Consider the following 11,993-nt stretch of genomic DNA (forward strand, 5'->3'; position numbering starts at 1 on the left):
CGTGCCCTGCGCCAAGCCGTTGCGCTGGACGACCGCGTGACCGGCATTCCCTCCACCAAAGGCGTGCTCTAGTGATTGCGCTGATGGACTATGGCGTGGGCAACCTGCGCTCGGTGGAGAAAGCCTTCGAGTTCCTGGGCCACGCCATCAACGTCACCAGCGACCCCGCCGAGATTGCCGCTGCCGACAAAGTGATTCTCCCCGGTGTTGGCGCGTTTGGCGCGGCAGAGAAAACCCTGCGTGAGCGCGGCTTGGAGCAAGTGGCTTTAGTCGCGGCGCACTCCGGCAAGCCTTTCTTAGGCATCTGCGTCGGCATGCAGCTTCTCTTTGACGCCAGCGAGGAGATGGGCGAGCACCCCGGCCTTGGTTTGATTCCGGGCCGCGTCCAGCGCTTCCCTGATGCACCCGGCGTGAAAATCCCCCAGATCGGCTGGAACGCGCTCACTTTCCCCAAAGAAAGCCCCCTCATGGCAGGCCTAGAGCCCGGCGCGATGGTCTACTTTGTCCACAGCTTCTACTGCGCCCCGGACGATCCAAGTGTCGTCGCCGCCCAGACCGAGTTCACGCTGACGTATTGCTCTGCCGTCTCCGTCGGCAATATCTTTGGCGTCCAGTTCCACCCCGAGAAATCCGGCAAAGTGGGGCTGCAAATTCTCGACAACTTCGCGAGGCTCTGAATCCGCCCAAGGGAATTGGGCGTCAACAGTAGCCTTCGGCTGCGAAGCCCGTGCCGGGCTGAGGAATTAGCACGGTAGCCCGGCACGGGCTTTGCGGCACGCAGTGCCATTGCAGACGCCGGTTTTCAACCGGCGGTCTGGAGAGGAATTAGATTGGCATTAGAAATTATTCCCGCCATTGATCTATTTGGCGGACAGGCGGTTCGTCTACGAAAAGGCGATTTTGGGACGAGCGAAAAAGTGGCCGACGATCCGGTGGCAACAGCGCTTGGCTTTGAGAAGGCCGGGGCGACGCGGATTCATATCGTGGACTTGGACGGCGCAAAGACCGGCGAGGCGACGAACCATCCGGTGATTAAAGCCATTCTGGCGGCGGTTTCGATTCCTGTCCAGGTGGGCGGCGGTCTGCGCACGCCGGAGAAAGTCGGGGCGATGCTGGCGCTGGGGGCGAGCCGGGCGATTGTCGGCACCAGCGCGGCGGGCAACCCGGAGGCGATTGCGGCGATCTTGGAAAAATACGGCGAGCACGTGATTATCGGGGCGGATGCCAGCGAGGGCTTTGTCGCGACGCATGGCTGGAAAGAGACCAGCGGTGAGCGCGTCGAAGATTTCTGCAAGCGCATGGCGGCTCTGGGGGCGCGGCGGTTTCTCTTCACGGATATTGCCCGCGATGGTATGCTGGAGGGCGTCAATGTGGAGGCAACCGCGGCACTTGCTGAGGCCGTGGGCCTTCCGGTGATCGCGTCGGGCGGCGTGGCGGGGATTGCGGATATTGAACAGCTCGTCGCTGTGCAACAAAGAGGCGTAGAAGCTGTCATAGTCGGCAAAGCGCTCTACGCCGGGCGGCTGTCGCTCGCCGATGCCCTGTGTGTGGCGCGAGGATAGATCTTATGGAACCTGAGCAGATGTTTTTGGGAATCGCAGTGATCATTGGATGTCACTCTGGGATGAAAGCGATCTTGCACCATCGGCTGAAGATGGCTGAGATTAAGGCCAAGAGTGTTCAGGCAAACGATGTCGGAGTGCAGGTGGCCATTGATGAGCTCCGCAACGAAGTGCGCCAGCTCCGAGACACGACCATGCGCTACGACATGTCGTTTGATGCAGCGCTGACACGCATGGAAGAGCGCGTTGATCGGATAGAGACCCGCTCGTCGTACACCACGACCGCAAACGATCCTCTCGCACGCTTGAGAACGGAGCAGTAGGCATGGCAGGAGAAATCGCAGCAGTCTTTATCTTACTCGTGATCTTCGTGGGGATCATTTCTATCATTGGAGTCGCGTCGTGGCACCGGCAGGAGATGGAGAAGATCAAGGCGCGCAAGGGGACGGAGGGAAGCACGGTTCAGATGAGCGAGGAGCTGCGGGCAGAGCTGAGCTCCCTCAAAGAGCAAATGATAGCGCTTCGAGACACGACGACCAAGTTTGATCTGTCATTTGACTCGGCGCTAGATGGCGTGGAGGCGCGTCTGAAGCGCGTGGAGGAGCGACAGCTTACCCAAAATTATCAGACCACCGACGATCCACAGAAGCTGACTCTGGGGCGGTAAACTGTAGTCATGCAGGAGCCCAAAAAGCGTCGGTGGATTCCCACGGGGACGATCCGAAAAGATGCCCTCTCGGAGCTGAGCGGCTTGGTGGCCAGCCAGCGCTCGCCGGGAGTTCTCTGGGCACACAACGACAGCGGCGATCGCTCGCGCTTTTTTGCGATCCATGCCGACGGAAGCTTTGTGGCGGAGATCGAAGTTGAGGATGCTGCCAATAAAGACTGGGAAGATATCGCGCTGGATCGTGAGAGTGGCACGCTCTATATCTCGGATATGGGCAACAATGCCAACAAGCGCGACGATCTCTGTGTCTATAAGCTCAGGGAGCCAGAGCCGAAGAAGGCTACTGTCATGGCCACGAAAATTCGGGTGGCCTACCCCGATCAGACCGAGTTTCCTCCAAAAAAGACCGAGTGGCGCTTCGACTGCGAGGCGGTCTTTGTCTACCGCAAGAAGCTCCATCTCTTGACCAAGCACCGCGCGGCAGGCTCGCCGTTCTTCCCCTCCGATAGCACGGTGCTCTATCGGTTGGATAGTGAAAACACGGAAAAGACCAACACGCTCACACGGCTGGATCAGCGCAGTGGGCTGGGCGGCTGGGTGACAGGCGCAGATCTCTCCCCCGATGGAAAGTATCTCGCGGTGCTGGCGCAGCTCCCCGTGGCATCTGTCTGGATCTTCGAGACACGCGGCGTGGGAGATAAGCTCCTCAGCAAGGCCGTCAAGCGCCAGGTTCTGGAGAGTGCCAAGCAGTGCGAGGCAATCTGCTTTCTGGACAACCAGACCCTGCTGCTCGGCAACGAGCAGCGTGAGCTTTTTCGCCTTCCGCTTGCGGACGTTACTCCGGTTTAGGAGCCGCTTTCATGAGCTCCAGCAAGGCAATGGTCTTGTCAAAGAGCAGTGTGCGCTCGATATAGGCCGAGATCGCAAGCTCCTGAACCACGTCTTTGGGGGCTTTACTGGGATCTTTGGCGTACTCTTTGGGAACACGCTTGCCGCCGTAGAACGTCTCACTTAGCTTCTCGATCTCGCTTTTCTGGCTCTCCGTGAGAAGCTCGCGAAGGGGCTCTAAGATAGCCTTGACCGTTTTACGAGTGGCCTCCAGGCGGCGCGAGGCAGCCAGGCGCTGCATCTCCAGGACGCGCTTCTCAATGGTATCGGGCAGGCCACTCCCGGCAATGGCCTGCGCCCGCGCTTTGGCAACCTCAGGGCCAATTCGTACCAGGTCTTCGTCGTCTTGTTTGTTGAGCTCAACAGCACTCTCACGTGCTTTTTTCAGAGTGGGCAAGAGCTTTCCAATCTGCTCGGGGGTGAGCTTGAGTGGAGCAAGCGACTGGAGCAGGCTAAGCTCGACAAGCTGCTCTTGAACCACAAGGGCCGCTTTATTGGGAGCAGGTGCGGCGGGTGGCTGAGGGAAGAGTAAGCAGAGAGCAACAAAGAAAGGACTCATAATAACCCCATTGTAGCACGTTATGCCACTTTCTTAAGATGCTTGGGCTGCAGAATAAGCTTCTCAAGCTGGCTCTGGGTAAGAGGTTTTGAGTAGAAGTAGCCCTGCGCCTGATGGCACTTGAGCCACTGCAAGACCTTCACCTGCTCGGCAGTCTCCACACCCTCGCTGGTTACTTTTAAAGAGAGAGCACGCGCCAGATGAATAATAGCCTCGACAATGGCCGCGTTTTCTTTCTGATCCGTCATGTGGGTAATAAACGAGCGGTCAATCTTGAGTGTGTTTATCGGTAGGTTGCTCAGATAGGCCATGGAGGAGTAGCCCGTTCCAAAGTCATCAATCGCGATCTGCACTCCGAGGGCTTTGAGGCGCCCTAGAATGCTACTCGCTCCTATGGGATCCTGCATCATCACGCCCTCAGTGATCTCTAGCGTGAGCTTCTGCGGGTCTAGCTCCGTGTCGGCCAGGACCATCTGCACAGCTCGGTCTAGGTCACTTCGCTGAAACTGCCGGGTGGAGATATTGACACTGATATTGAGAGGAGTCTCTATCTGTTTGTTCCAGATCCCAAACTGACGGCAAGCAGTGTGCAGAGCCCAGTAGTCCAAGCTACTGGAGAGGCCAGATTCCTCCGCAATGGCCACAAAGCGTGAGGGGAGAATGGTGCCCAGGCGCGGGTGCTCCCAGCGCGCGAGCGCCTCGACTCCTACCATCAGGCCACTTTCTAGTGAGATAATCGGCTGGTAGTAGAGCATCAGCTCATCGTTTTGGAGGGCATGACGCAGGTCCGATTCGAGGGCAAGGCGCTCTTGTAAGTGAAGGTTCATGCTCTCATCAAATGTCGTGTGTCGGCCTTTGCCTTTCTCTTTAGAGCGGTACATGGCGATATCGGCGTTACGTAGCATCTCGCCTACGGTGGACTCTGGGGTACTGTAGACCACGCCTACGCTACTACGGCAAAAGATCTCCTGTGACTCTAATAAGAAGCTTTCTTCCATCACCATCCGAATACGCTCTGCAAGCTGCTCGACACTGGTAGGAGAAGAGAAGTGCTCCACTAAGATCGTGAACTCGTCACCCCCGAGTCGGGCGAGCATGCGGCCTGGCCCTAGGAGCCCGTTGATACGCAGGGTAATCTGCTGGAGGAGCTGGTCGCCCGCTTCATGGCCCAGCGTGTCATTGACCAGCTTGAAGTTATCCAGATCCAAAAAGAGAAGCGCTACTTGGCGACTATCGCAAGTAGCCTGAGCCAGCGCCTGCTCTAGGCGCTCTTGGAAAAAGTGCCGGTTTGGTAGCCCCGTGAGGGCATCGTGCTTGGCTTGGTGTACAAGACGGTCTTCAAAACGTACGCGCTCCGTGACATCAAGGGCGACTCCGATCACTCCCACTACCTGATTATTCTCGCCTCGAAGAGGGCTACACTGAACATCAAAGCAACGTGACCCTAGTGGCATCGTCCACGCGCGCTTCTCCCCGGTTAGAACATCCTTGATATAGCGTCCATACTCGGAGGTACGGCGGAAAGGAAAGTGTCGGTAGACAGAGCGCCCTACGACTTGAGGTATCACAATGTCAATGCTCTTCATTCCCTGACCTTCAAAGAAAGTCACCTTGGCCTGCTCATCTAGTGCGAAGACAACCACCGGTAAGTTTGCTAAAACAGCCTTGAGGCGTGCCTGAGTCTCCGACATGGAGGAAATGGTATCGCTCAGCTCTTGTGTACGCTCCTCGACCCGCGCTTCTAAAAGATCACGGTCCTGCTGAATGGTCTGGCGTTGGGCAAAGAAAGTGCGCACCATTCCTGCCAGCTCATGAACTTCTTGTGTGTCCGGCTTCAGGGCTGCTAGAGGCTCTAGACTCTCCTCACGCAGAGCGGTTGTCAGACGTTTAAGGGGGAAGCTGATCCAGTGGTAGAGAGCGATAGAAAGGACGAAAAGTAGAGCGGTGCTGAAGAGAAACAGCCAGATGGGTGTGGCTTGAAAGGCTTCGTGCTGCATCTGAAGGCTGGGGGCACGAAAGCTCAGGTGTAGGGTCACGTTGGGGGTATTGGGATCAAGAGGAACCTCTAGCTGCACCTGTGCCTTATCATCTAGGTCCTGCCGTGGGGCATGTGAGCGACTATAGAGTGTCGCCGTGCTACCCATGATTCCCTCAATCTGCTTGAGTACCGCGGGCGTCCAGAGCTTGCCTGCGAAGACCACTCCCGCACCTTGTGGTAGGCTTGCCCGGTAAAGCTCTAGGAGCCCTTGGGGAGTCTCGACGAAAAAATGACTATTTTTCTTATTGTGCTGCTCCCGGATGTCTGCCCAGGTCAGTGTGATACTGTCGCGCTTTCGCTGCGTGTAGAGACGCGCGCCGTTATTGTCAAAGATCCAGGCCCCGTCTAGCTCTTTGGGGAGAGCAAGTGGTGCTGCCAGAAAATCCGTAAGGTTTTTTTGCTGGACAACGGTTTGGCAGTAGTTGATTAGAGGAGCACTGATCAGCTCTAGGAGGCGATAGGTTCGTTTTTGCGCCTCAACATTGAGCAGATATGCTGCATGGTTGAGTAGTTGTCGCTGTTGGCTCTGCCAGGCAAAGAGCCCCATCGAACAACAGAGAAAGCATAGGGATAGTAAAATAACGACTTTTGTATGTAACGAACGCATAACGACTTCTACGTTCTATGGTCGGTTATTAGTCAGTTTCTCGTTAGTCGGAAACGCGATATTTTATCAGTGTCCAGAGCGCTTGAAGAAAGTCTGAGGGGCGGATTTTCTTGCCCTGCGCCATGGTGCGCGCTCGGTAGTTTACGGGTAGCTCGTGGATCTTAATCCCGCGCTTGAGCACTTTTGCCGTTACTTCGGGGCAGAAATCAAAACGCTGGGAGCTTAGCGTAAACTGCCTCAAAACATCCATCTTAAAGACTTTATAGCAAGTGGCTTCATCGGTGAGGCGTGCGCCGGGAAAGAGCAGATTTGCGGTGTTGGTGAGCAGAAAGTTGGCAAGTCGGTTGGCGGGCTGCATGTTCTCGATCTTGCCTGCAAAGCGCGAGCCATAGACCACTTGCGCCTCGCCGGAGAGGAGAGGGGCAAGGAGCCGAGGATAGTCTTCGGGGTTGTACTCTAAATCAGCGTCTTGGACGATTAAGTAATCCCCCGTGGCGGCCCCGATTGCTGTGACAATGGCGGCGCCCTTGCCTTTGTTTTGAGGGTGGTAGAGCACGCGGACATTGTCCCACACTCCCTCGACCTCGCTTTTAAGTAGCTCGCGGGTGCCGTCGGTGCTGCCGTCGTCTACCAAGAGAATCTCCATCGGTACCGGGACGGCACGGATGCGCTCTAAGATTTGCAAGAGCGTGTTCTTCTCGTTGTAGACCGGGATCGCAACGGAGAGCAAGTACGACGGAGCGCTCACGGGGCGTGAGCGCTCCGACGGAAGAGTGGGAGCCAGGGCATCGGTGACCATTGTACCTAGGATACCGCGCCCTGGCTCATTTTGTTCCACGGTACAATCCTTTTTATGAAGCCGATTCGAATCGCGCTGGCACAGGCCGCTTGGACCACGGTTCTGTGGAGCCATGCCATCGCCAAGCGGAAGTAGTTTTTTCTTTTACAGCGCGATCAGGCCGCGGCGTGCACCGAGCGTGACGGCCTCCGTGCGGCTGGCGGCTCCTAGCTTGGCGAGGATCTGGGCCACGTGGAACTTGGCGGTGTGGAGCGTGACACCGAGCTTGAAGGCGATGAGCTTATTGGGGAGGCCCTGCGCCATGAGGGCCAGCACTTCCAGCTCACGGGCCGTCAGGATATCATCTGTGGGAGCGTGAGAAGGTGCACTTGAGGCCTGTGGCTCTTGGACGACCAGTCCCGCTGCCGCTGACTGTAGTGCCAAGGCGAGCGTGCTGGCCTCGGAGTCGCGACTGAGATAGCCCCAGCCAGGGAGCGTACTCGTCGCCTGAAGGCGCGGCAGGTCGCGGCTAGCACTGTCCCCGAGAACCACCAGTGCCGGGGGATCAGGTAGCTGCATGATAACGCCAAGGAGCGCCTCAAGGCCATCGCCCTCGTAGAGAATCGCATCCGGGGTGAGGCCGGGGAGCATTCTCGTGAGTGTCTCCAGATTGCCTGGAAGCTCCCCCTGCACGCAGATCGCCTCTGACTCGCGTAGCAAGGCTGCCAGCCCGACGCGAACGGGAGCGTAGGGAGCCACAATCAGCGTGCAGATTTTTTTCATACTCGCTTCTACGCCGGGGAGGTGGCTGCGGTTCCCGTTAAAGTCTGGCGCTGGCCACCCCGCAGGATTTCCAGAGTGAAAGCACGGCCTGCGGCGAGGCGCTCACGGATCCCTGAGACATCGTCGAGTGGCGTGCCATCTAGCCCGATCAGCGTGTCGCCCAGCAGCACGCCCGCAGCATGGGCAGCTCCCTCCGGCTCGACATGGATCACCAAAAGGCCGCTCTCTTGCGCCAGGGAGTGGGTGACCCGCAGCCCATCGGGAAGCGCGACATGCTGCATCTTGACCCCTAAGTAGCCACGTGGCACGCGACCGTGCTGAAGCAGCGCCGTCACGACACGAGCCACAAGAGGTGTCCCTAGAGCCACGCCCATTCCACGCCCAAAGCCACGGTTGATGAGCCCAATGAGCCTTCCGTCTGCGGCGAGAAGTGCCCCCCCCGAGCTGCCAGGATAGAGATCCGCATCGGTGCTGACAATGTACTCGGGAGCTCCTGCCGTTTGGGTCGCTTGGACGGACGCCACGATGCCGAGCGTTGCGACGAGGCCATAGTCTCCGGGGCGAGAGAGTGCCAGAGCAAGCTGTCCAAGACGCGGCTCAAAGTTTTCGTTAGGGTGGGCGATGGCACTCAGCTCTGCCTCCACGCGAAGCGCTGCCAGATCGGTCTCGGGGTCACGGCCAATAAGCTGTGCAGGAAGCCGCATGCCCTCCGAGGTGATCACGAAAAGATCGTCGTCGCGCTCCGTGCCGTGGCTTGTGGTGACGATCACATTCGGCTCCCAGACCAACCCTGTAGCCGTCAGCCGCGTGCCATCATCCACGCGCACTAGGGAGCTGCCTGCGGTGCTGACAAGCTCGGCGAGTGCGTCGGAAAAAGAAGAAAGTTCGTTGCTCATGGTCATAGGATATGCGCTGAGGACTTGCCGTGCCCCGGCCAAGAGAGCAGGGGGGCTACTGCCCATCCGAGCAAAATCGTGTATCCTGAGCCATGCAAAAGCAGCAAGCTCGCTGGAGCTCCTTGGAGGGAGTCACTCTGGCACTGAACCTAATTCTGGGGAGCTTTTTTGTCTTCACTCTGGTGCGCAGCCCGGGCGGCGAGCTTGTCCTAACGGTACTGGTAGCCTTGGTGAGCTTTTGCTGCCTGGCAAGCGTGGGAGCGCTTCTTTTGCGCCTGCGAAAAGCGGCCTGCTGGGGAGTTGCATGCGCCGCACTGGCCCTATTGGCGCTTAGCATTGCTCTCGCATTTGTGGTGGTGATAGGGGGAAATCCTCTCGTTTTACCCTCGGGGGTGATGATTACCATGGCACTGGCAGGCTTTGCGGGCTTACTGGGCTGGCTGGCGAAAATGCTCAAAAGTGCCGAATAATATTTTTGAAGGTAAATCGGATAAAATTACTCTAAGAGTATCGGAGCGGGGTACGCTTTTTGGGAAAAATAAGGAACCTAGATATGAAGCTAAATCGACGTGGAATGTTTTCTTTGATGGGCGGCACGGGTCTTCTCTGGCTGGCGGGCTGCTCGGGTGGCGGCGGTGTCTCCACTCCCGCGGGGCCGGTAACACGGGCGACGCAAGAGCGTGTGGGCAGTGTGGTGCGCAAGCTCTTCTCCGGCGGGACGATGTTTGGAGCGGTGGATGGCATGGGGCCGGCGCGTGACAACATGGCCCTAGGAGCGGTGGGGGGAGCACCTCCTCCGAGTGCGGGGGCAGGCTATGCAAACGGTGACGTTCCTCAGCTAGGGGCATTCCTGAAGAACATGATGCAGAGTGGCCCAGGCTCACGCGCCAAGAAGGTAACCCGAAGTGAAGACGATCCTGCTGGCATGACGATAGCACCGTGGCCTTGGTGGGGTGAGGCGCAGAACTATACCTACTACGACTACTACCTTGGGCTCTGGGCGAAGGTCTCACAGAAAGACGGTCAGATCAAGACCGAGCTCTTTGAAGACGAGGCACTCAGCAAGCCCGCCGGAGAGATCGTCAGCACCTGGCCGACAAGCTGGGAGACGTTCCCGCAGGTCTGGAAGTCCAGCTACAAGTTCACGGCGGGCTTTCTAAAAGGCGCGTATGGCTCGTCGGAGAACATCACCAACGCGGGTTGGGCCTCGGGCAGCTCAAAGTACGAGAATGTCTACGTTGACGGCTGGAAAGACAAGGGCGCGAGCAACTGGGGAGGCAATGGTTCGTCGTGGCTCAACCGCAGCGAGTCGGCAGACGGCAAGGTCTGGAATGAGTCCGCAGGCTCCTGGCGCAACGACGGCGCTAGCGGCACCCGCATGAGCACCTCCGATGGCTACGAGGCGATCTTTACCCACAATCCGGATGGCAGTGGCCGAGGAACGGTCAAGGGCCCCGAGGCCGGTCTGCCCGCCACGATCACCTGGGACAGCCAGGGCAATGTCACCATTCGCTACTCCGATGGCACCATGGAGCAGTTCAATCGCTGGGGAATCTATCCCTATCCCGGCGGTGGTGGTGGCTTCTACGACGGCGGCCCGATGCCTCTGCCCGCGCTGGGTGGCGACGGTAGCGTCCGTACAGACATGGCGGTAGCGGCTGAGCCGAAGCGCTAAGCCCTCCCGGCGTACGGTTCTGCGCCGCTGGCTGCTCTCGGGAAGTTTTCTTGGGGGCGGCACAGCGGCGCTTGCCGCTTATGGGCGACGTGAGGCGCATCAGCCCGTTGTGGAGAGTATTACCGTCACGCTGCCCCAGCTTCCGCTTGCCTTCGATGGCCTGCGTGCTGTGATCTTAGGAGATCTTCACGTCTGCCCGAGCTTCCCCGCCGAGAGCCTTACGCCCGCCCTCGCACTAGCCAAAGCCGCCAAGCCTGATCTATTGCTACTTGTCGGCGACTATATCTGCGACCGCGAAGGTGACTACAACGCCGACATGACCGCTTGCGTCAATGCCTTGGAGCCACTGGCACGCAGCGCTCGCCGAGGGGCTTTTGCGGTCTTTGGTAACCACGACTTCCCCGCCCCGCCGCTCGATCCTCCCCAAGAGCTCTGGGAAAGCGCCGGGATCACGCCACTTCTGGACACCATCGCCTCACTTCGGAGCGAGAAAGCCGAGCTAGAGATAGCAGGGCTTCGCAGTGCCATCTCACGCCCCACCGACCCCAAGGCGCTGCTGAAAAGTAGCAGAGCCCCCTGCATTCTCCTCTGGCACGAGCCCGACCGTGCCTCGTTTGCCGCCGACGCCGGGGCATCGCTGATGCTCTCCGGCCACACGCATGGGGGGCAGCTGGTGCTACCGGGAGTCGGCCCACTCCGCCTCCCCGACGAAGGCAAGCGCTACCCGGCGGGCCTGACCTATGTCGAGCGCATGCCGCTCTACACCACCCGTGGCGTCGGCGTGCTCCCGCCACGAATGCGCCTCAACTGCCCGCCCGAAGTCACTGTCCTCACGCTCAAACGTGCCGCCGGTTAAAATCGGCGTCTACTTCCAGTTGCCGCGGGTGAAGTCGGGGAAGGTGATCCCGGAGCTGCCTTTCTGAATGGACTCCTCCGAGAGCGGACCGGGGGCGCTCCAGGCGGCGGCATCGTAGCAGTTCATGTCCGGGGTGAGGCCACTTTGGTAGCACTCGATTAGGCGGAAGTTCATGATGTAGTCCATCCCGCCGTGGCCTCCGAGCTTGCGCGCCAGCTCTCCCTCACGCTGCCAGAGCGGGTCTTCGTACTGTTTGTAGACCTCGGTGCCGACAAAGTCCTCGCCGCCTTTCTGGCCCTCGATATAGAAGCGCGCGGGGTAGTCCATGAAGATTCCCTTAGAGCCCTCAATGACATTCAGGCGGGAGTAGGGCCGTGGGAGCGTCACCGTGTGCTGCAAGATGATCGTGCGGCCTTGGGCGGTCTGGATCAGGCTGGTGTTCATGTCGCCGCACTTATAGGTTTCTTTGCGCTTGGGGCTGTCGGTGGGGACGTGGGAGTCGCGGTACTCGGCCAGGGCAACCGACTTGCTGCTCATCGAGACGAGGCGGGTGAACCGATCCCCGCTGTGCACGCCCATGTACTGTGCCACCGGGCCGAGGCCGTGGGTGGGGTAGAGGTTGCCATTGCGCTTGATGTGCGGGACGCGCCGCCAGAGCCCCTCGCCCGAGTCGGCGAGCAGCAG

General features: G+C 59.0%; 13 protein-coding genes and 1 pseudogene. 8 read left to right on the plus strand and 6 right to left on the minus strand.

Annotated features, from left to right (window positions below; genetic code table 11):
• From hisH to AC1XOS_RS13645, 5 genes are all read left to right on the plus strand, one after another.
• Nucleotides 1-677: imidazole glycerol phosphate synthase subunit HisH (hisH, locus tag AC1XOS_RS13625; RefSeq protein ID WP_481962771.1), on the plus strand; the 677-nt coding region annotated here is incomplete at its 5' end.
• A 153-nt stretch (nucleotides 678-830) separates the two neighbouring features.
• Nucleotides 831-1,562, plus strand: a complete 732-nt coding sequence (hisA, locus tag AC1XOS_RS13630; protein ID WP_481962772.1) for a 1-(5-phosphoribosyl)-5-[(5-phosphoribosylamino)methylideneamino]imidazole-4-carboxamide isomerase — start codon at nucleotides 831-833, stop codon at nucleotides 1,560-1,562.
• 5 nt (nucleotides 1,563-1,567) lie between these two features.
• Nucleotides 1,568-1,885, plus strand: coding sequence for a hypothetical protein (locus AC1XOS_RS13635; RefSeq protein ID WP_481962773.1), 318 nt, complete (start codon nucleotides 1,568-1,570; stop codon nucleotides 1,883-1,885).
• Between the two features lie 2 nt (nucleotides 1,886-1,887).
• On the plus strand, nucleotides 1,888-2,229 hold the full coding sequence (locus AC1XOS_RS13640; protein WP_481962774.1) for a hypothetical protein: 342 nt from the start codon (nucleotides 1,888-1,890) through the stop codon (nucleotides 2,227-2,229).
• Between the two features lie 9 nt (nucleotides 2,230-2,238).
• A complete protein-coding gene (locus tag AC1XOS_RS13645; RefSeq protein WP_481962775.1) occupies nucleotides 2,239-3,078 on the plus strand; it encodes a hypothetical protein in 840 nt (279 codons plus the stop codon).
• Here the strand turns inward: AC1XOS_RS13645 and AC1XOS_RS13650 are convergent.
• The 5 genes from AC1XOS_RS13650 to AC1XOS_RS13670 form a co-directional block, all read right to left on the minus strand.
• A complete protein-coding gene (locus AC1XOS_RS13650) occupies nucleotides 3,065-3,676 on the minus strand; it encodes a hypothetical protein (RefSeq protein WP_481962776.1) in 612 nt (203 codons plus the stop codon). The genes AC1XOS_RS13645 and AC1XOS_RS13650 overlap by 14 nt on opposite strands.
• A 20-nt stretch (nucleotides 3,677-3,696) precedes the next feature.
• Nucleotides 3,697-6,261, minus strand: coding sequence for a putative bifunctional diguanylate cyclase/phosphodiesterase (locus AC1XOS_RS13655; protein WP_481962777.1), 2,565 nt, complete (start codon nucleotides 6,259-6,261; stop codon nucleotides 3,697-3,699).
• Between the two features lie 103 nt (nucleotides 6,262-6,364).
• Entirely contained in the window at nucleotides 6,365-7,159 is a 795-nt protein-coding gene (locus tag AC1XOS_RS13660) for a glycosyltransferase family 2 protein (RefSeq protein WP_481962778.1), read from the minus strand.
• Between the two features lie 105 nt (nucleotides 7,160-7,264).
• Complete coding sequence (locus tag AC1XOS_RS13665; protein ID WP_481962779.1) at nucleotides 7,265-7,882, minus strand: response regulator transcription factor; 618 nt, start codon at nucleotides 7,880-7,882, stop codon at nucleotides 7,265-7,267.
• Nucleotides 7,883-7,890: 8 nt separating this feature from the next.
• Entirely contained in the window at nucleotides 7,891-8,778 is an 888-nt protein-coding gene (locus AC1XOS_RS13670; RefSeq protein WP_481962780.1) for a S1C family serine protease, read from the minus strand.
• Nucleotides 8,779-8,870: 92 nt separating this feature from the next.
• On the opposite strand from AC1XOS_RS13670, the gene AC1XOS_RS13675 reads away from it, so the two are divergent.
• The 3 genes from AC1XOS_RS13675 (at nucleotide 8,871) to AC1XOS_RS13685 (ending at nucleotide 11,309) form a co-directional block, all read left to right on the plus strand.
• Nucleotides 8,871-9,248, plus strand: a complete 378-nt coding sequence (locus AC1XOS_RS13675; RefSeq protein WP_481962781.1) for a hypothetical protein — start codon at nucleotides 8,871-8,873, stop codon at nucleotides 9,246-9,248.
• Between the two features lie 83 nt (nucleotides 9,249-9,331).
• Nucleotides 9,332-10,453 carry a hypothetical protein gene (locus AC1XOS_RS13680; RefSeq protein ID WP_481962782.1) on the plus strand — a complete coding sequence of 374 codons (1,122 nt, stop codon included), beginning with the start codon at nucleotides 9,332-9,334 and terminating at the stop codon, nucleotides 10,451-10,453.
• A gap of 109 nt (nucleotides 10,454-10,562) precedes the next feature.
• Nucleotides 10,563-11,309, plus strand: a complete 747-nt coding sequence (locus AC1XOS_RS13685) for a metallophosphoesterase (RefSeq protein ID WP_481962783.1) — start codon at nucleotides 10,563-10,565, stop codon at nucleotides 11,307-11,309.
• A gap of 9 nt (nucleotides 11,310-11,318) precedes the next feature.
• On the opposite strand, the pseudogene AC1XOS_RS13690 reads toward AC1XOS_RS13685, so the two are convergent.
• Nucleotides 11,319-11,993: pseudogene (locus AC1XOS_RS13690) on the minus strand (gfo/Idh/MocA family oxidoreductase); the annotation flags it as partial.

Source organism: Armatimonas sp., from assembly GCF_964826245.1.